The sequence below is a fragment of the Pengzhenrongella sp. genome (assembly GCF_036565025.1).
Classification (GTDB): domain Bacteria; phylum Actinomycetota; class Actinomycetes; order Actinomycetales; family Cellulomonadaceae; genus Pengzhenrongella.
Window position 1 is genome coordinate 1 of the sequence record NZ_DATCNW010000331.1, and the last position, 19,037, is coordinate 19,037.

The following is a 19,037-nucleotide window of genomic DNA, read 5'->3' on the forward strand; positions in this document are numbered from 1 at the left end:
GCGCAGTCGTTACGGATGTGCGCAGTCTGGGCGTCGGCGACCACCGGCGGGGCGAGCGTTCGTGGGCGGTTGGTGAGAGGTTGGCTTTCATGTCTCCAGCTGAGCCGAAAGCCGAGCTCCACAATTACCTGCAGGCTGCGCGCGAGGCGCTGTTGTGGAAGCTCGACGGTGTGCCCGAATATGACCTTCGCCGCCCGCTCACACGGACGGGCACCAACCTGCTCGGACTCGTCAAGCACGTGGCGAGCGTCGAGCTCGGGTACTTCGGCGAGACGTTCGGGCGGCCGTCCGACGAGCCTCTGCCGTGGCTCGCGGAGGATGCCGAGCCGAACGCGGACATGTGGGCCACGGCCGCTCAGTCGCGTGCCGACATCGTCGAGCTGTACCGCCGGGTGTGGGCGCACTCCGACGCGACGATCGCCGCCCTCGACCTGGACGCCGTCGGGCATGTGCCCTGGTGGCCCACCGAGCGCAGCGAGGTCACGCTGCATCGGATCCTGGTGCACGTGATCGCGGAGACCAACCGGCACGCCGGGCACGCGGACATCGTCCGCGAGCTGATCGACGGGAGCGTCGGGCTTCGTGTGGACAACGACAACCTGCCGTCCACCGACGAGGTCTGGTGGACGGGCTACCGGGACCGGGTCGAGCGCGCCGCTCGGGCGGCCTCCCCGAGCGCGCCGGAGCCTGGTCAATCGGTCTGATGAGAATGGACAGTCACCCGGCGCCTGTGTCGAGTGCGGCCTGAGCCTCAACGACGAGCGCCACCAGCGACTTCCGCCAGGCAGGCGAATCAACCGACAACGTCAGCCAGGTCAACTCTCGGTCGATCTGATCGTACTGATGGATGATGAAGTTCCGGTTCGCAACGGCCAGCGCCCACTCGACGCCGTCGGGGGCAAGCACGTCGAGCCGCGACAACCGATTCGCGGCCTCGCCGAGCTTCATCTCAGGGAGTCCCCTGCCTCCTGCAGGAGGGCATCGGCGAGGTAGGCATCCTTGCCACGCGCGACAATCTCGGCGGAACGATCGAGCCAGCCCTCGATGTGCCGCAATTCCTTCGCGGCCCTGCGGTCCATCACAGCAGCACCGCGTCGCGTCTGATGTCATCGTCCAGCTTCGGCTTCAGGCCTCCGTACGAGATCAGGTCGATCCCACGGCCGAGGACCTTCTCGATCAACCGCTTGAATCTGATGAACTCGAACGACGACGTACCTGGTGGCGGGTCGACGAGGAGGTCGATATCGGAGTCCTCACGCGCCTCGCCGCGAGCGACTGAGCCGAACACTGCCAGCCGCCGGTAGTCATGCTCCGCCGCCAGCGCGCTAAGCACGGGTGCAGCCGCATCTAGGAGCACGCGGGGATGAACACCTTCGAGGTCGGGCGCGTTCCGGAGTTGCTGACTGATTGCCGGCTGGGAGATGCCCAACGCGTCGGCGATCTGCCGCTGACTCATGCCCGTGGCGGTCATTGCGCGCAACGCGATCACCCGACGCAGCCGCGCGACATCCTCGTCGCGTCGTGCATCGCGATATTCGGCCAGCAGGGTCATAAGGCAATCTTATCCCCCTCGTGCCGCCCCGCCGAGCGTATTGAGATCGGCCGGCTGGACCCGCTCGAGGGCGCGCAGGGGAAGGTCGCCCGCGAGGTACCCCCCGGGCCAGAGCACGGTGTCCAACGGGAGGGCTTGAAGCACCGCAGAGGTGTCGCCCGCCCGCAGTTCGGGTGGCCGGAGTTCGGGTGGCCGCAGTTCGGGTGGCCGGACGAGGGAGAGAAGTTCCGCAGCGCGCCGGGAGGTCGCAATTCCGACCAGAGCGCGATGCCGGTCGAAGAGGAACGGCACGCTGACCGGCCCGCGCGAGACGAGGTGGACGAGCGGCGGGTCGGAGGCCGCGGCCTTCGCGAGGCTCCAAAAGCCCGTGTGCACCAGTAGTCGCACATGCTCCCGCAGGATCAGTGAGCCCGGACTGTCCCGCATGGCGCCGAACGACTGCGGAGCATCTCGGAAGCCCGGCAGTGCACGGGCCCGGGCTATCCCCCGTGCCGCGGCGTTCGGGTCGGTGAACACCCCGACGAGCCGGCGATGGAGCGAGTCGTCGGCCTGGCTCCAGGTCTCGTGCCACACCGGCAGGAACGAGAGTTTCGCCCCTTTCACGAGAAAAGCCCGCCCACCATCAGCCCGGCGAGCGCCGCCGCGGCAGGCAGCAGGACGTACGCCCACAGGACGCCGGTCCGCGCTCGGCGGGTCGGCGGGTGCATCCCCGGGTCGACCCACGGGCTCGCCGTGCGTGCATTCTCGAACCGTCTGATGGCACCGTTCGCCCGTGAGTTGCCCCGCAGCCGTGCAGCCAGGGAGCTCTGGAGCACCGTCGCGTCAACCCGACGGAACGGCGGGTCGAACCGGCCGGCCGGGACGCTCGGATCGACGAGGAACACGAGCCCGTCGTCGTGGACGCGTCGCACCGACCACACCGGGAGCCGCCAGGTCGTGACGAGGTTGACGACGTGCAGGTAGCCACCGCGAGCGTCCACCCGAACATCGGCCGCCGACAGGTGGGCCACCCCGGTGACACTCGCGAGCACGCACAGCCCAAGCGTCGGCACACGATCGCCCGGCGCGCTGCCGGCAGCGGCGACGCCGGCGCCCACGGCGAGGTAGCCGGCGGCCAGCACCCGAAGCAGGATCCTGGTGGGAAGCGCCAGACGCGCGACGACGACCCGATCGACTCGGGCCGCGCGTGGCATGGACGAACACTAGACCGAGCCGTCACGGCAGCGGGTGAGAACGGCCGCCCGACCGACAGCACCGGACTCAGGCCGACGGGCTCGGTGTCCGAACCCCGGCAGGTTCGCGTTCCAGCTGCCGAAAGAAAAATGGTCCGCTGCCGCGAGCGCCGGGAAGCTCGTGCAGGAGTTGCGCCTCGAGCCGGACGGGCACGACGGCGGCGATGACGATGCCCTGCGCATCGGCCTGGGCGAGCAGTGGGCCGCGCAAGCGCGCTCGCAGCGCCGCACCCTGACCCTCGCCGACGCCGAGCGCGGCGTGATGCCCGAGGAACCAGTAGCCCCGACCCTTGGACACGATTCGCACAATCAGGAGGAACGCCGTCTCGTCCTCGCTCAGGACGATGACGCAGCGTGACCCGGCCACGCGTCGACGGACCCAGTGTCGGATGTCCGGCGGGGTCAGAAAGTACAGGGCGGGGAGGGACCCGAGTGCAACGACGTACGCGCCGATGGCGAACCCGCGCAGGCCCAAGAGCGCACACAGCCCCGCCAGGACTGTCGACATTCCCGCGAGCGCGAGGGCCAGCCACGCGTTCGGAGCAACGGCGTGCCGCCACCGCCACCGGCTCGCCGCGATGGCGACCCGGGACGTCGCGTGCACGTCCGCCTTCGTCGCAACCCGAAGTCCAGGAACCTGCGACAGGTCGGGGAAGGGCACGCGTTCGAAGCGGCGGGTTCGCACCATTCGCGAACGATAAGCCCCGCCGACCGCGCCGACGTACACGCCGAAGCGGAAACGCCACGTCGCCGTCGGCCACGTGGCCGCAAACTGCGCACATCGGTGCGGCCTGCGCACATCCGATGTGCGCAGAGGTTACGGATGTGCGCAGTCTGGGCCGGGAGACGCGGGGCGGACGACGGCGGTCAGTGACGGCGCAGCGCGATGGCGACCGTGTCGGCTCGCACGATCATTCGGTCGTCGCGACCAGGTGCGGGCACGAAGCCGAACCGGGAGTACAACGCGCGTCCCCAGGCGGTCGCGGCGTCGACGACGATCGCGCGTACGGCCGGGCCCGCCTCGCTCGCTTCGATGACGCGAGCGAGCGCATCCACGAGGAGCAGATCGCCCAACCGTTGGCCGTGGAGCGAGCGGTCGAGAGCGAGCTTGGCGATCAGAGCCGCGGGCACGGGATCGGGCACGCCCCGGCCGATGCGGCTCGGGGCCGCACTGCGAAGAACGGCGTGCGCGCTCAGCGCGTAATAGCCGACGACCTGCGATCGGTCGCCCTCCACCCAGACGAACGTCCTCGCGACCCGGGCTCGGGCAGCCTGTGCCGCATGGTCGCGGAGCCAGACGTCCAGATCTGGCTCGCCGCAGTCGAAGCGCGTGACGTCGTGAATGGCTGGATCGAGCGGTGCGGAACCGAATCGGGGACTATCCGTCACGTCGGACGCTCTGACGGACCCGGCTCGCCGCGTCTCTCAAGACCGGCGTCGGCTCCGAGGCGAGCGAGTCGAAGAAGGCATCGAAGAAGTCGCCGGGCAAGGTGGTAGTCCGGCTGTCGGCGATAACCTGTTCGGCCCGTTCGTCAGCCGCGGACAGGACGAACGACGTGAGGCTCTCGTGCCTCAGATCGGCCGCCAACTGCAGGCGACGCTTGCGCTCGACGTCCGTCCGCATGTTGATGGTCTCGCTCGGAGTGCTCATGACCACCTCCTCCGTAACGCAATTGTGCGCACCATTGTGCACGCGGTCAAGGCACGGCGACCTCGCGAGGATATCGATTTCCCCGACCAAGACCCGGTCCCGGGAGTGACGCGCTAGTGGACGATGAGCGCCACGATAATGCTGGTGAGGCCCGCGATGGTGCAGGCGTAGACCATCACGGTGGTTCCGAGGTCAGGCATCCGTGCGGTGCGCGCGATGCGGCGGAGGTTCCGCGTGACGCCCAAGGCCCATGAGTCTCTGGACCGCCGGGCCCTCGTCGCCAGTCCCCAGCCCAACCCCGTACAGATCGGGATCACACCGAACCAAAGCAAACACGAGGGAAGGACCCCGACCACAGCCAACAGCGTGAGACCAACACCGAGCCACCCGACACAGAGCCCCCAGAGGAACCGTCGGGCTCTTCTCCGTTCGGTGGATTCGCCAGGGACAAGCTGCACCTCGGCTGCATCACCCGACATGCCCAGATCTTGGCACGGCACCGACGGACCGTGGTCGATTCGACGTGCTCGGCCTACACGTTGAAGCGGAACTCCACCACGTCGCCGTCGGCCATCACGTACTCCTTGCCCTCGACGCGAGCCTTCCCGGCAGCCCGCGCGGCCGCCACGGATCCGGCCTCGACCAGGTCGTCGAACCCGATCACCTCGGCCTTGATGAAGCCGCGCTGGAAGTCGGTGTGGATGACGCCGGCCGCCTGCGGGGCGGTCCAGCCGCGGTGGATGGTCCAGGCCCGCGTCTCCTTGGGGCCGGCGGTGAGATAGGTCTGCAGGCCCAGGGTGTGGAACCCGACCCGGGCGAGCTGCTCGAGACCCGGCTCCCCGACACCCGTCTCGGCGAGCATCTCGGCGGCCTCCTCGGGCTCGAGCTCCACGAGCTCGGCCTCGAACTTGGCGTCCAGGAAGATCGCGTCGGCGGGCGCGACGAGCGCGCGCAGCTCGTCCTGCATCGCGGTGTCCGCGAGCCCGGCGTCGTCGGTGTTGAAGACGTAGATGAACGGCTTGCTCGTCATGAGCTGCAGCTCGGCGACCCGCTCGGGGTCCAGGCCCGCCTTGGCCGCACCCTGGAACAGGGTGGTGCCGGACTCGAGCAGCTTCTGCGCACCGATCGCGGCGTCGAGCAGCGCCTGGTCGGCCTTCTTGCCGCGGACCTCCTTCTCGAGGCGCGGGATCGCCTTCTCGAGGGTCTGCAGGTCGGCGAGGGCCAGCTCGGTGTTGATGGTCTCGATGTCGTCCTTCGGGGAGACCTTGCCCTCGACGTGCACCACATCGGGATCGGAGAAGACCCGGGTGACCTGGCAGATCGCCTCGGCCTCGCGGATGTTGGCGAGGAACTTGTTGCCCAGGCCCTCGCCCTCGCTCGCGCCGCGCACGATGCCCGCGATGTCCACGAAGGACACCGTCGCGGGCAGGAGCTTCGCGCTGCCGAAGATCCCCGCAAGCACCGCCAGGCGCGGGTCCGGCAGCGGGACGATGCCGACGTTGGGCTCGATCGTCGCGAACGGGTAGTTCGCGGCGAGCACCGAAGCGCGGGTCAGGGCGTTGAAAAGGGTGGACTTGCCGACGTTGGGCAGGCCGACGATGCCGATAGTGAGTGCCACGGCGGGCGAGTCTACCGGCGCCGCACGGGAACCCTCAGCCGAAGGAGACCATCCGCGCGAGCAGCTCGGGGGCGCTGCGGTCCAGGATCCGGCTGCCGATGCGGATCCCGACCACCAGCAGCAGCCCGCCGAGCAGGACGCCGACCACGAGCGTGATCACGCCGAGCAGCACCGATCCGTAGCCGACGGCGAACGACGCGAGCACGATCTCCGGCAGGCTCGCCGCCACGATCACGGCCCACCCGACGAGCTGCGCGACGGCCGCCGCCATCGAGCCGCCCTGCTGGCTGGCGAACGGGCTCTCGCCCGGCCGCGGGACCTGGTACACGACCCGCGCGGAGACCACGCTCGCCCCGCCGAGGGCGGTGAGCAGCAGGCCGACGCTCACGCCCACCATCGCCGGCAGCGCGGCCCACCGCCCGGTCACCGCCACGGTGCCCACGACCAGCGCGAGCGTCACCGGCAGGCAGATCAACCCGGCGGCGAGCACCCGGCCGGTGCGGTCCACCCGGCCGCCGATCGGCGCGGCCACGTGGGTCCAGAAGGCGGTGCCGTCGAACGCGACGTCGGAGGAGATGGTCCAGCCCATCAGCAAGCCGATCAGCGGGCCGGTGATGAGCAGCACGCCGCGGTCGCTCCCGGCCGTGCCGGCGGTGAAGTACAGCAGCACAGGAATCATCGGCACGACGATGAGCGCCTTCGCGTAGCGCGGATCGCGCAGCCAGTAGGTCAGGCAGCGGGCCATCACCGCCCCCGTCGGCGTCGCCGGCAGCCAGCCGAACGCGCCGATCCCGCGGGCCCGCGCCTTCGACCCCTCGCGCCCCGACGACGCCGGCGTGACGAGCGCCCGGCTCAGCGCCCGGTTCCAGAGCGCGACCAGGGCGGCCAGGCTCACGACGGCGACCAGCAGCTCGAGCACGGCGCGCCCGTAGGCCCCCGCCGCGACGTCGGCCGGGACGGCCCACGCCGCACCCAGCGGGGTCCACCCGGCGGCGTCGGCCAGTGCGGGCAGCACGTCGCGGCCGGCGGCGAGGCCGGACACCACCCCGTTGAGGAGCGGGCCGAGAAGGACCAGCGGGATGATGGTGATGACCGCGACGACCTCGCGGTAGCGCCGCCGCCCGACGAGCGGAGCGAGCGCCGTCGTCGTCGCCCGCGCACCGATCAGGCAGGTCGCGAGCGAGAGCAGCGCGCACGGCACGGCCACCAGCGCGGCCACCGGGGTGCGCCACCAGCTCAGCGCCGAGGCGAGCACGACGACGGCGGTCGCCGCGCCGGGGATGCCCAGCACGCCGCCGAGCGCGAGGCCGGTCAGCAGGGTTCGGCGCGGGATCGCGAAGGTGACGAAGCGGGTCGGGTCCAAGGTGGCGTCCACCCCGAAGGCCACCAGCGGGACGAACCACCACGCGAGCACGAGCGCAGAGCCCGCCACCACGAGCACGGTCCGGATCGTCCCGGGGTCCTGGGTGCTCAGCGCGACGAGCCCGGCGATCGCGCCGAGCATGGCGCCGAGCGCGTACAGCGCGGCGACGACCAGTCCGACGACCTGCCAGGTGCTGCGGCGCAGGCCGTTGCGCAGCAGGGCCAGCTTGAGCCTCAGGAGGTGTGCAACCACTCCAGACCCTCCCCCGTCGTGCGGCCCCCGACGAGGTCCACGAACTTGTCCTCCAGGCTCCCGTCGCCGCGGACCGCGTCCACGGTTCCGGCGGCGAGCACGTGGCCGCCCGCGATCACCGCGACGTGGTCGCACATGCGCTGGACCAGGTCCATCACGTGCGAGGAAACAATCACGGTGCCGCCACCGGTCGTCACGTAACTGGTGAGGATGTCGCGGATGTTCGCCGCGGAGACCGGGTCGACCGCCTCGAACGGCTCGTCGAGCACGAGCAGCCGCGGCGCGTGCACGAGGGCGCAGGCCAGCGCTGCCTTCTTGGTCATGCCGGCCGAGTAGTCCACGACGAGGGTGCTCGCGTCGGCGGTGAGGTCGAGTGCGCGGAGCAGGTCGGCGGTGCGGGCGGCGGCGGTGTCCCGGTCCATCCCGCGCAGCAGGCCGGCGTAGGTGATGAGCTGCGCGCCGGTGAGGCGGTCGAACAGGCGGACGCCGTCGGGCAGCACTCCGAGCTGGGTCTTGACGTGCGTCGGGTACGCCCAGAGGTCCTGCCCGTGCACCCAGACCTGCCCGAAGTCCGGGCGCAGCAGGCCGGTGGCCATGGACAGCGTGGTCGTCTTGCCCGCGCCGTTGGGGCCGACGAGCCCGTAGAACGAACCGACCGGCACGTCCAGGTCGACGCCCGCGACGGCGATCTTGTCTCCGAACCGCTTCCACAGCCCGCGCAGCGCGAGCGCGGGAGGTACGGCCACAGGTGCGGGGTCTGGCGTGGACTGGGTGGGTGGCACAGGCACAGCGCCGGACGTCATGGCGCAGGTTAACCCCGTATCCGCCCGCCACCCGCGACCCCCACGAACGTGTCAGCCGCTGCGCGGTCTCTGGGGCGCGCTGGGGCTGACACATCCCGGGGCCCAGGACCTGTCAGGAGTCGCGCGGTCCCTGGGGCGCGCTGGGGCTGACACGCGGGGGGCTGGGGTCACGGGTGGTGTGGGTGGCTTCTGGCACCGTACGAGGCATGAACATCTCGACCGCACTTCTCCTGGTCACGGGCGCACTGCTCCTCGGCGTGCTCGCCGGCTGGTCCCTCGCCGGCTCGCGGGTCGGCGCCGCCCAGGTCCGCGCTGCCCGGGCCCAGGCCCAGCTCGAGGTGGAACGCGCGTCCGCCACCGAGCGGGTCGGCTCCCTGCAGGCGGACCAGGCGCGACTGACCGAGCAGTTCCGGGCGCTGGCGGCCGACGCCCTGGCGACGAACAACGAACAGTTCCTCGCGCTGGCCGACCAGCGCCTGATGGCGAGCCAGCAGACCCAGGCGTCCGAGCTCGCGCGGCGCGAGGAGGCGGTCAAGGCGCTCGTCGAGCCGCTGACCCGCACCCTCGATGCGGTCAAGGTCGAGATGACCACCGCGGAGAAGGCCCGGCTCACCGGCGAGGCGGCGCTCGGCGAGCAGGTCCGCGCCATGCGCGTGTCCTCGGACCTGCTGCGGACCGAGACGAGCCAGCTGGTCACGGCGCTGCGGTCCTCCCAGGTCCGCGGCAAGTGGGGCGAGATCCAGCTGCGCCGCGTCGTGGAGTCGGCCGGCATGGTCGAGCACGTCGACTTCGTCGAGCAGGACCAGGTCCGCACGGACGACGGCGCGCTGCGCCCGGACATGGTGATCAAGCTGTCCGGCGGCAAGAACATCGTGGTGGACGCGAAGGTCGCCTTCCTCGGCTACCTGGACGCGACCCAGGCGACCGACGACGTCGTGCGGGCCCAGCGGCTCGCGGCGCACTCGCGGCACTTCCGCAAGCACATCGACGACCTCGCCGCCAAGCGGTACTGGGACCAGTTCGCGCCCGCGCCCGAGTTCGTGGTGATGTTCGTGCCGGCCGAGGCGTTCTTCCACGCGGCCCTCGAGCAGGACGCCACCCTGTTCGAGTACGCGTTCGAGCGCAACGTCGTGGTCGCCACACCGATGACCTTCATCGCCCTGCTGCGCACCGTCGCCTACGCCTGGCGCCAGGACGCCCTCGCGACGAACGCCCAGCAGGTGCTGACCCTCGGCAAGGAGTTGCACGGGCGCATCGCCACGCTCGGGAACCACCTCGCCAAGCTCGGCCGGGCGATCGACAGCGCCGCCGGGGCCTACAACCAGACGGTCTCCTCGCTCGAGACCCGGGTGCTGGTGAGCGCGCGCCGATTCGCCGACCTGCACGTGGTCGACGCCGACCTGCCCACCCCCACCCCGGTGAACCCCCAGCTCAGCGCGGTGAGCGCCCCCGAGCTGGTCGCCTCGGCCACGGAGCAGATCGTGGCCCTGGACGACGTCGTGCGCGACGAGTCAGCGCGGCCCGCTCGCTGACCGCCCCGGCGCGCCGTGGCGCCCCGGACCGCCCCGCGAACGCGGAGATATGCGCCGAACTCGGCCCCTGCCGTGTCCCGACCTCCGAGTTCCGAGCCGATCCGGCCCGTGGCGAAGCCTCAGTGCAGCCGAAGTGAACCTGGGGCGCCGATTCGATGCACAGAGGGCCGCACAGAGCGATGCACTGAGGGATTCGCGCGCAGCGCCGCTTCAGCCGCGGCGCCGCACTCTTGGCGTCGCCCAGGCACCGCGAACTCGGAGGTTTGCGCTGAACTCGGACACTGCAATGTGCGAGTTCGGCGTCAATGTCCGAGTTCGGCGGGAAGACTGACGCTGGGGCGGGGGAGGGCGTCAGATCGGGTCGAGGGTGAGCTCGGGGCGGGGGCCGCGGCGGGGGGACTCGACGGGGGTGCCGGCGGCCTTGAGGTCGGCGCGCAGCTCCTTGGGTAGCGAGAACATCAGGTCCTCGGTCGCGGTGCGCACCTCCTCGACGTCGTCGAAGCCGAGGCCGGCGAGCAGCTCGAGCACGTCGCGGACCAGGATCTCCGGGACGGACGCCCCCGAGGTCACCCCCACGGTGTGCGCGCCGTCGAACCAGGTCGGGTCGACCTCGCCGGCGGTGTCGACCCGGTAGGACGCCCGAGCGCCGGCGTCGAGCGCGACCTCGACGAGCCGGACCGAGTTCGAGGAGTTCGCCGAGCCGACCGTGATCACCACGTCGCAGTCCGGCGCGAGCTTCTTGACCGCGACCTGGCGGTTCTGGGTCGCGTAGCAGATGTCGTCGCTCGGCGGGTCCTGCAGGGACGGGAACCGCTCGCGCAGCCGGCGCACGGTCTCCATCGTCTCGTCGACGGACAGCGTGGTCTGGGAGATCCAGATCAGCTTCTCGGGATCGCGGACGGTGACCTGGTCGACGTCGTCGGGCGAGTTCACGACCTGGATGTGGTCGGGCGCCTCGCCGTGCGTGCCCTCGACCTCCTCGTGGCCGTGGTGGCCGATCAGCAGGATGTCGTAGTCCTCCGCGGCGAACCGGGTCGCTTCCTTGTGCACCTTGGTGACCAGGGGGCAGGTCGCGTCGATCGTCAGCAGCGAGCGGGCCGCGGCGGCCGCGACCACCGCCGGGGAGACGCCGTGCGCGGAGAACACGATCCGGGCCCCCTCGGGCACCTCGTCGGTGTCGCTCACGAAGATCGCGCCGCGGGCGGCCAGGGTCTCCACGACGAACTTGTTGTGCACGATCTCCTTGCGCACGTACACCGGCGCACCATGGAGCTCGAGTGCCTTCTCGACCGCGATCACGGCCCGGTCGACCCCCGCGCAGTACCCGCGCGGGGCCGCCAGGAGGACTTTCTTGCGCTGCTCAGCCACCTGTCCATGCTACGTGGCACCCTGAGCCGGGTGACCGCCGAGGACTCCACCACGACCCCGCCCCCGCTCCCGCTGCCCGCACGCGCCCTGGAGACCACCGCCGAGCGGCCGTGGCCGGTGCGCCTGCTCTCCGGGAAGATCGCCGACTACGTCTCGCGGATGGCCCCGGTGTGGGTCGAGGGGCAGGTCGTCCAGCTCAGCCGCCGCCCCGGCGCGGGCATGGCGTTCCTCACGCTGCGCGACACCGACGCCGACATGTCCCTTCCGGTGTCCGTGTTCGCCCGGGTGCTCGAGGCGGTGACGACGCCGCTCGCCGAGGGCGCGCACGTCGTCGTGCACGCGAAGCCCACCTTCTGGACCAAGCGCGGCACCCTGCAGCTGCAGGCCGACGAGATCCGCCCGGTCGGGATCGGCGAGCTGCTCGCGCGCATCGAGCACCTCAAGCGGGTGCTCGCCGCCGAGGGGCTCTTCGACGCCTCCCGCAAGGTCCCGCTGCCGTTCCTGCCGGCCGTCGTCGGCCTCGTCTGCGGGCGCGGGTCCAAGGCCGAGCACGACGTCGTCGTGAACGCGCGGGCCCGCTGGCCCCAGGTCGCCTTCGAGATCCGCGAGGTCGCCGTCCAGGGCATCGGCGCGGTCCCGCAGGTCAGCGCGGCCATCGCCGAGCTCGACGCCGATCCGCGGGTCGACGTGATCGTGGTCGCGCGCGGCGGCGGGGCCGTGGAGGACCTGCTGCCGTTCAGCAACGAGGCGCTGGTGCGGGCGGCCGCGGCGTGCCGCACGCCGCTGGTGAGCGCGATCGGGCACGAGACCGACACCCCCCTGCTGGACCTCGTCGCGGACTACCGCGCGTCGACGCCGACCGACGCCGCCAAGGCGATCGTGCCCGACGTCACCGAGGAGCGGGCCCGCCTGGTCCAGGCCCGGACCCGGATCCGGGCCGCCGTCGGGCACCTGCTGAACCGGGAGCAGGCCGGGCTGGACGCCGCCCGCTCGCGACCGGTGCTCGCGGCGCCGGAGTCGATGGTCGCGGCGCGCGAGGCGGACCTGCTGCAGCGGATCGAGGCGGGTCGGCGCACGCTCGAGCGCTGGCTCGCGCGCGCGACCGGGGACACCGCTCAGCTCGCGGCCCAGGTGCGCGCGCTGTCCCCCGCCGCGACGCTTGAGCGCGGCTACGCCGTCGTGCAGCGGGCGGACGGAGCGGTCGTGCGCAATCCAGCCGAGGTCGACGACGGCGACCGGCTGCGGATCCGGGTCGCCCGGGGCGAGCTCGCGGCGACCGTCACCCCGACCCGCTGAGCGGGTCCTCTCACCGGGGCGTCCCCCGGCATGGATACTGGGCGCGTGCCAACGACGCCTCCTCCCCACACCACGACCGCTTCCCACGACGACCTCGCCGCCCTGAGCTATGAGCAGGCCCGCGACGAGCTCGTCGCGGTGGTCGCCCGGCTCGAGGCCGGCGGCGCGACCCTCGAGGAGTCGCTCGCCCTCTGGGAGCGCGGCGAGGCGCTCGCCGCGCGGTGCCAGCAGTGGCTCGACGGGGCGCGCGAGCGGCTCGCGGCGGCTCGGGCGCCCGGCGGCCCGGACGACTCCTCCCCCACCACGACCGACCTTGGAGACTCATGAACAGCCCCGCACCCACCGCCCTCGTCCTCGGCGAGGCGCTGGTCGACGTCGTCCGCCGGCTCGACGGCACCGTCGAGGACCACCCGGGCGGCAGCCCGGCGAACGTCGCCATCGGCCTGGGCCGGCTCGGGCGCCCGGTGGAGCTGCTGACCTGGTTCGCGGCCGACACCCACGGCGACCTCGTGCGCAAGCACCTCGAGGAGTCCGCGGTGCGCATCGTCGCCGGCAGCGACGGCGCGGCCTCGACCCCGGTCGCGATCGCGACGCTGGACGCGACCGGTGCCGCGACGTACACGTTCGACATCGACTGGCAGGTGCCGGCGTCCGCGCAGCTGCCGGCCGACGTCGTCGTCGTGCACTCCAGCACGATCGGCGCCGCGCTCGCCCCCGGCGGCGACGCGATCGTGAAGATCCTCGAGGAAGCGCGCGCCCGCTCCACGGTCACCTACGACCCGAACATCCGCCCCGCCCTGCTCGGCACCCCGGACGAGATCCGCCCGCTGGTCGAGCGGCTCGTCGCCCTCGCCGACGTGGTCAAGGCGAGCGACGAGGACGTCGAGTGGCTCGAGCCCGGCGTGCCCGTCGCCGACGTCGCCGCACGGTGGGCGAGCGCCGGACCGGGGCTCGTGGTGATCACCCGCGGCGGCGAGGGCGTGCTCGCGGTGACCGCCGGCGGGGTGAACGTCGAGGTCCCGGCCCCGAAGGTCGACGTCGCCGACACCGTCGGCGCGGGCGACTCGTTCATGTCGAGCCTGATCGACGGGCTGTGGTCCGCCCGCCTGCTCGGCGCGAACCGGCGGGCCGAGCTCGCCGCGATCGACGAGGCCAAGCTGGTCCGGATCCTCACCCGCTCGGCCCGAATCGCCGCGATCACAGTCTCCCGCGCCGGCGCAAACCCCCCCTGGGCCGAAGAAGTCGAGTAAACCCTCGAGGGGTTTTACTTGAAGGCGGACTGGAGGGCGCCTCGGCTTGCTGTCTTGTCGTGTAGGCCGTGGAAGATCGGCGGGATGGGCCGCTCGACCCCGAAGAACGTGTAGACCGCGAGCATCGCGCCGTGCACCGAGTACTCCACCGTGAACACGGTGTCCTCGGGCATCTCGGTGAACTGGCCGAGGAAGGCGAAGTTCTCCGAACCGTCGGGGATGACCTTCGGGCGGTCCTCCGGGACCCGCCGGCTGAACAGCGCGGAGGCGTACGGCATCATCACGGTCGTGACGTCGGTGGTCGCGAGCACCTCGTCGAGGATGTCCTCGAACCCCAGCTGGTGCACGAGCTCGGTGAGGATCTCGGTACCGGTGGACTGGGACATCTTCTTCTTGACGTAGTCGCCCTCGTTGTCGATCTCGAAGCCGTAGCCCCAGAGCGTGAAGACGCCCTCCTGCTGGCCGAAGAAGTGCGGCTGGTCCGGAACCACGATCGACAGGTGCCAGCCGGACTCGACCCAGGTCATGATCGCGCCGGTGCCCGGCTCGTTCCCGGAGAACTCCACGATGCGCTTGAGCAGCACGTCGCCGTGCATCGTGAGCGTGAACGACTCCCACTTGTTCTCGTCGATGTTGCCCGAGAACGTGTTCGGCCGCCCGAAGTCCGGGGCCTTCTTGGCCAGCTCCTCCCACAGCGACCAGCCGTGGTCGACGCGGTCCCGGATCAACGCCGGCACCGTGTCGTTCCCGCCGTACGTGGCGTCGGCGGTGATGGACCCGATGGTCATGAACGTGTAGTCGTTTGCGCCGAGCTCGATAGCCGAGACGCCGGTCTTGTCTTCGATGTGCAGCCGGGTGGCGCGCCGCGGCTGGCGCGGGCCGGTGAAGTCGACGTCGGTCACGCGAGTCCCGAAGCGGACGTCGACGCCCTGGGCCATCAGCCAGCGCTGCAGCGGGACGATCATCGAGTCGTACTGGTTGTACTTGGTGCGGCGCACACCCGAGAGCGTGTGGATCCGGTCGAACTCCTGGACGAAGCGGATGAAGTAGCGGCGCAGCTCGGTGGCCGAGTGCCACTTCTGGAACGCGAAGGTAGTCCGCCACATCTTCCAGAAGTTGGTCGACAAGAAGTGCTCGCTGAACATCTCGTCGATGCGACGGGCCCCGAGGGCCTTCTCGGTCATGGCCAGCAGGCGCGCCATCTCGAACCGGTCCCGGCTGTTGAAGCCGTACTTGGTCGGGTCGATGATGCGGCCGCGCGCGTCGAGGAGGCGCGCATTGGAGTGCGTGGAGAACGTCTTGTTGAAGTCGATGATCTCCTGGCGGACGCTGACGTCGGGATTCTCGAGCGACGGGATCGTGGCGAAGAGGTCCCAGGTCGTCTGGTACACCTCCTCCTCGAGCATCCGGCCGCCGCGCGACACCCACCCGTCGGCGACCGCGGGCGACGACGCACCGTCCATCGATCCGCCGCCGATCCCGAGCTCCTCCAGGATGTGCACGTTCTCGCCCGGGACGCCCGCGTCCCGGATCGCGAAGGCGGCGGTCGCCATGCCGGCGATGCCCCCGCCCACGATCCACAGGTGTGCGGCTGACGCATCGACGGTCATGTCGTTCTCCTCTGATCAAATGATTCGGACTGGACTCCTTTCGGAGCCTAGTCCGAATGTTAGGGTTCTGGTACAGGACGCGGGGCGATCAGCCACTTGATCGGCTCTCTGCGACCCGCTCACCCGCCCCGCTGGGAGGATTCGCCCGTGATGCCCGACGACGAGGACCGGCCCGGCTCGGGCGACGGCGCACCGGTCGAAGTCGGCCGGCGCGCGCGCAACAAGCTCGAGAAGCAGGACCGCATCTTCCAGGCGGCGTCGGACCTGTTTGCCGAGCGCGGGTACTCCGCGGTGGCCACGCAGCTGATCGCCGAGCGGGCCGACGTCGGGACCGGGACCCTGTTCCGCTACGCGAGCTCCAAGGCGGAGCTGCTGATGATGGTGATGAACGAGAAGATGCGGCTGGACACCCGCCGGGGGGTCGCTGCCGCCGCGTCCGCCGACTCGCCGACCGAGGCGATCCTGGCGTTGCTCGGTCCGCAGATCGAGGCGAGCCGCCAGTCACCGGAGAACACCGCGGTCTACCAGCGGGAGATCCTGTTCGGCACCGAGCAGGGCGAGTACCGCCTGGAGGCGCTGGCGCGGATCTCCGAGCTCGAGGACGCGATCGGCGACATCCTCGAGCGGTTCGCCCGGGCGAGCCGGGTGCGGGACGGCGTCGACCTGCGCGGCGCCGCGCGCACCACCTTCTCGACGCTGCACATGGAGCTGATCCGGGTGAGCCTCGGGCGCGAGGACCCCGGCACGCTCGGCGCCACGCTGCGCTCGCACGTCGACGCGCTGCTGTACGGGGTGCTCGCCCCGGCGTGAGACCGGTGCGAACCTGGGCGTTTTGTGATGTCAGGATGTGCGCATGCCGAACCAGATGACCCCAGCGCAGGCGTGGGCCGTGCTCCGCGAGGGCAACGCGCGTTTCGTGTCCGGCGAGATGGAGCACCCCTCGCAGAGCGTCGAGCGGCGGACCGAGGTCAGCGTGGAGCAGACGCCGCTCGCGGTGCTCTTCGGCTGTTCCGACTCGCGCGTGGCCGCCGAGATCATCTTCGACCAGGGCCTCGGTGACCTGTTCGTGGTCCGCACGGCCGGGCATGTGCTCGACACGACCGTCGTCGGGTCGATCGAGTATGGGGTCGACCTGCTCCACACGCCGCTCGTCGTCGTGCTCGCGCACGACGGGTGCGGCGCGGTCGCCGCGGCGATGACGGCGCTGACCACCGGCGAGCTGCCGCGCGGCTTCGTCCGGGCGATCGTCGACCGGGTGATCCCGAGCATCGTCGGCCTCGGCGAGGGCGGTGTCGGCAGCCTGCTGTCGCTGGACGCCGCGGCGCTCGGGCGCGAGCACGCCCGGCACACGGTCCAGATGCTGCAGGACTACTCGGCAGGGCTGTCCGAGGCGATCTCCGAGGGCCGGTGCGCAATCGTCGGGCTGGAGTACACCCTCGCCGACGGGCGGGTCTCGCTGGTCGAGTCGGTCGGCGACATCGGCCAGTTCGGCGACCCCGTCGACTGACGCCCGGTCCGGTCCAGGTTGCGGTAGAAGAACCACAGCGGGACCGCGCCCGCGACGGCCAGGCCGAGGAACAGCGGGATCGCTGCGGTCGAGGCGAACCGGGTGCCGGGATCGGCGCTCGCGCCGAACCGCCGCGAGGGCCGCGGAGAACCAGTAGGGGGAACCTCGGGTCCCGATCACCTGGGTCCCGATCACCGGCGACGGGATCACTGGGGAGGGAATCACCTGGGACTCCATCGGAACCTCCTGCGCTGCCAGACTCGGCTCAGCGACGGAGGACCGCCGCAGAGCCCTTCCAAGTCTTCCGGCACCGGCGGCGACGGTGAAGGGAGCTTGGTCCCAGCCGATTGCCTGCGCCCGCTCACTGGACGACTGAGGCGCGCGACGAGGATCCGTCACGCGCCTCAGGCCCAGCGTCAAACTCCCGACTTCACGCTCTCAGTCTCGGACCCCGGAACCGGTCCTCAGCCTCGAACCCTCAGCCTTCGATCCTCCTGTCGGGCCCTACTCCGCGTCGGCGATGAGTGAACCGACCCGGTCACCGAGCTCCGGGTCACGGCGGGTGAGCACGACCGCGTAGAGGATCGACGCCGCAACGAGCGCGAACGCGACGTAGGGGAACCAGCTGTACGGGGCGGGCTGGCCAGGTTTGGCGAGGTAGTACAGCGGGACGATGATCGCCAGGGCGCCCAGCGCCGGCAGGACCAGGTGCTTGAGGACGCTGAACTCCTGCGGGCGGTACTTGCGGTAGTAGAACGGCAGCGCGATGTTGGACGTCAGGTAGACCAGCATCACCAGGATCGTGCCCATGGTGGACGCCTCGGCGAAGAAGCTGATCGGATCCATCGTCGGATGGCCGCCGAGGATGTGACCCAGGCCCCAGCCGCCGATGATCAGCAGCGCGATCGCGACGAAGGTGAAGATCGCGTTGGTGGGCGTGCGCCGGGTGGGGTGGACGCGGCCGATGAAGGAGGGCAGCAGACCCTCACGGCCCGCGCTGAACAGGAGCCGAGCCTGGGAGTTCGTGCCGGCGATGAGGGCGCCCATGGTCGAGGTGAGGCCGGCGAGGTAGGCCGTGAACGCGAGAACGCCCAGACTCCCACGGGCCACGGCGATGAACGGGATCGGCGAGGCGCTGAGCTTGTCGACGTCATACCCGAAGCCGGTCACGGTCGCGTAGGCGAACAGGATGTAGCTGACGGCCATGATCGCGACGGAGGAGAACACGGCCCGCCCGACGTTGCGCCGCGGGTTGTCGGTCTCCTCGGCCAGAGCGGCGGAGTTCTCCCAGCCGATGAACAGGTAGATCGCCAGCGGGAAGCCCTCGGCCAGCCCCTTGACGCCGCCGGTGATGTGGCTTGGCAGGAAGGGGGCGATCGACAGTGCGTTGCCGTGCTTGACGATCGCGACGATCGAGACCGCGACGAGCACGATCATCTCCACCCCGAAGAACAGCCCGGCGAGCTTGGTGGAGACCCCGATGCCGCGGACCATCATGACCACGGACAGGGCAGTCAGCAGCAGGGACCACACGATCCACGGGACGTCCCACCCGAGGTACCGGCTCGCGGTGATCTGCAGGAACCCACCGGAGATCGCAATCACCGCCGCCATCGCGATGATGTAGCCGAGCCCGGCCAGCAGCGCGGTGGTGACCGCGCTGGTCGGTCCGAACGACTTCCCGACGAACGTGATGAAGCCCCCCGCCGAGGGCTGGGCCCGGGAGAACTGCGCGAGCGTGTTGCCCAGCAGCGCGATGGCGATGCCCGCTGCAACGATCGTCAGCGGCGATGCGACCCCGGCGGTGACGGCGAGGAACGAGAACCCGAAGAAGAAGCTCATCGCCGGCCCGATGTTCGCCATCGTGGACGCCGCGATGTCGATCATCCCCAGCGATCCGCCACGCAGACGATCGTGTTCACCTGACGGTCGCGTCGGCGACTTCGACTCAACAAACTCTGACCTTGCGTGCAACTCAGACATGCGAACTCCCTTGGTCGCGG

General features: G+C 70.8%; 20 protein-coding genes. 7 read left to right on the forward strand and 13 right to left on the reverse strand.

Annotation, left to right across the window (positions count from 1 at the left end; all coding sequences use genetic code 11):
- Positions 1–89: 89 nt before the first annotated feature.
- Positions 90–704, forward strand: coding sequence for a DinB family protein (locus VIM26_RS18995; RefSeq protein ID WP_331954130.1), 615 nt, complete (start codon positions 90–92; stop codon positions 702–704).
- Positions 705–717: 13 nt separating this feature from the next.
- On the opposite strand, the gene VIM26_RS19000 is transcribed toward VIM26_RS18995, so the two are convergent.
- The 10 genes from VIM26_RS19000 to VIM26_RS19045 all read right to left on the reverse strand — a co-directional run bounded on the left by VIM26_RS19000 (position 718) and on the right by VIM26_RS19045 (position 8,471).
- The gene (locus tag VIM26_RS19000) at positions 718–948 is read right to left on the reverse strand and encodes a DUF86 domain-containing protein (protein ID WP_331954132.1); all 231 of its coding nucleotides are present in this window, start codon (positions 946–948) and stop codon (positions 718–720) included.
- A 130-nt stretch (positions 949–1,078) separates the two neighbouring features.
- Positions 1,079–1,552, reverse strand: coding sequence for a nucleotidyltransferase domain-containing protein (locus VIM26_RS19005; protein ID WP_331954134.1), 474 nt, complete (start codon positions 1,550–1,552; stop codon positions 1,079–1,081).
- Positions 1,553–1,561: 9 nt separating this feature from the next.
- Positions 1,562–2,155, reverse strand: coding sequence for a hypothetical protein (locus VIM26_RS19010; protein ID WP_331954136.1), 594 nt, complete (start codon positions 2,153–2,155; stop codon positions 1,562–1,564).
- Positions 2,152–2,745, reverse strand: coding sequence for a hypothetical protein (locus VIM26_RS19015; RefSeq protein ID WP_331954138.1), 594 nt, complete (start codon positions 2,743–2,745; stop codon positions 2,152–2,154). Before VIM26_RS19015 ends, VIM26_RS19010 begins: the two co-directional genes overlap by 4 nt.
- A 67-nt stretch (positions 2,746–2,812) precedes the next feature.
- Positions 2,813–3,472, reverse strand: a complete 660-nt coding sequence (locus VIM26_RS19020) for a hypothetical protein (protein ID WP_331954140.1) — start codon at positions 3,470–3,472, stop codon at positions 2,813–2,815.
- 179 nt (positions 3,473–3,651) lie between these two features.
- On the reverse strand, positions 3,652–4,020 hold the full coding sequence (locus VIM26_RS19025; protein ID WP_331954142.1) for a hypothetical protein: 369 nt from the start codon (positions 4,018–4,020) through the stop codon (positions 3,652–3,654).
- 142 nt (positions 4,021–4,162) lie between these two features.
- A complete protein-coding gene (locus VIM26_RS19030; RefSeq protein WP_331954143.1) occupies positions 4,163–4,435 on the reverse strand; it encodes a DUF1778 domain-containing protein in 273 nt (90 codons plus the stop codon).
- A 532-nt stretch (positions 4,436–4,967) separates the two neighbouring features.
- Positions 4,968–6,053 carry a redox-regulated ATPase YchF gene (gene ychF, locus VIM26_RS19035; protein WP_331954145.1) on the reverse strand — a complete coding sequence of 362 codons (1,086 nt, stop codon included), beginning with the start codon at positions 6,051–6,053 and terminating at the stop codon, positions 4,968–4,970.
- A gap of 34 nt (positions 6,054–6,087) precedes the next feature.
- Complete coding sequence (locus tag VIM26_RS19040; protein WP_331954147.1) at positions 6,088–7,668, reverse strand: hypothetical protein; 1,581 nt, start codon at positions 7,666–7,668, stop codon at positions 6,088–6,090.
- Positions 7,650–8,471, reverse strand: a complete 822-nt coding sequence (locus VIM26_RS19045; RefSeq protein ID WP_331954149.1) for an ABC transporter ATP-binding protein — start codon at positions 8,469–8,471, stop codon at positions 7,650–7,652. Before VIM26_RS19045 ends, VIM26_RS19040 begins: the two co-directional genes overlap by 19 nt.
- 206 nt (positions 8,472–8,677) lie before the next feature.
- On the opposite strand from VIM26_RS19045, the gene VIM26_RS19050 reads away from it, so the two are divergent.
- Positions 8,678–10,003, forward strand: a complete 1,326-nt coding sequence (locus VIM26_RS19050) for a DNA recombination protein RmuC (RefSeq protein ID WP_331954151.1) — start codon at positions 8,678–8,680, stop codon at positions 10,001–10,003.
- Positions 10,004–10,354: 351 nt separating this feature from the next.
- Here VIM26_RS19050 and VIM26_RS19055 read toward each other — a convergent pair whose 3' ends face one another.
- The gene (locus VIM26_RS19055; RefSeq protein WP_331954153.1) at positions 10,355–11,371 is read right to left on the reverse strand and encodes a 4-hydroxy-3-methylbut-2-enyl diphosphate reductase; all 1,017 of its coding nucleotides are present in this window, start codon (positions 11,369–11,371) and stop codon (positions 10,355–10,357) included.
- A gap of 6 nt (positions 11,372–11,377) precedes the next feature.
- On the opposite strand from VIM26_RS19055, the gene xseA reads away from it, so the two are divergent.
- From xseA to VIM26_RS19070, 3 genes are read left to right on the forward strand one after another with little or no spacing between them, the layout of a single operon-like run.
- A complete protein-coding gene (gene xseA, locus VIM26_RS19060; protein WP_414696523.1) occupies positions 11,378–12,667 on the forward strand; it encodes an exodeoxyribonuclease VII large subunit in 1,290 nt (429 codons plus the stop codon).
- 30 nt (positions 12,668–12,697) lie between these two features.
- The gene (locus tag VIM26_RS19065) at positions 12,698–12,994 is read left to right on the forward strand and encodes an exodeoxyribonuclease VII small subunit (RefSeq protein ID WP_331954157.1); all 297 of its coding nucleotides are present in this window, start codon (positions 12,698–12,700) and stop codon (positions 12,992–12,994) included.
- Positions 12,991–13,917: a carbohydrate kinase gene (locus VIM26_RS19070; RefSeq protein WP_331954158.1), complete on the forward strand. Its 927-nt coding sequence runs from the start codon at positions 12,991–12,993 to the stop codon at positions 13,915–13,917. The genes VIM26_RS19065 and VIM26_RS19070 overlap by 4 nt, the downstream gene beginning before the upstream one ends.
- A 14-nt stretch (positions 13,918–13,931) precedes the next feature.
- Here the strand turns inward: VIM26_RS19070 and VIM26_RS19075 are convergent, their stop codons facing one another.
- Positions 13,932–15,527, reverse strand: a complete 1,596-nt coding sequence (locus tag VIM26_RS19075; RefSeq protein ID WP_331954160.1) for an oleate hydratase — start codon at positions 15,525–15,527, stop codon at positions 13,932–13,934.
- A gap of 150 nt (positions 15,528–15,677) precedes the next feature.
- On the opposite strand from VIM26_RS19075, the gene VIM26_RS19080 reads away from it, so the two are divergent.
- Both VIM26_RS19080 and VIM26_RS19085 read left to right on the forward strand, forming a co-directional pair.
- Positions 15,678–16,337: a helix-turn-helix domain-containing protein gene (locus VIM26_RS19080; RefSeq protein ID WP_331954184.1), complete on the forward strand. Its 660-nt coding sequence runs from the start codon at positions 15,678–15,680 to the stop codon at positions 16,335–16,337.
- 43 nt (positions 16,338–16,380) lie between these two features.
- Positions 16,381–17,034, forward strand: coding sequence for a carbonic anhydrase (locus VIM26_RS19085; protein WP_331954162.1), 654 nt, complete (start codon positions 16,381–16,383; stop codon positions 17,032–17,034).
- 504 nt (positions 17,035–17,538) lie between these two features.
- Here VIM26_RS19085 and VIM26_RS19090 read toward each other — a convergent pair.
- Complete coding sequence (locus VIM26_RS19090) at positions 17,539–18,921, reverse strand: APC family permease (protein ID WP_331954164.1); 1,383 nt, start codon at positions 18,919–18,921, stop codon at positions 17,539–17,541.
- Between the last annotated feature and the right edge of the window lie 116 nt (positions 18,922–19,037).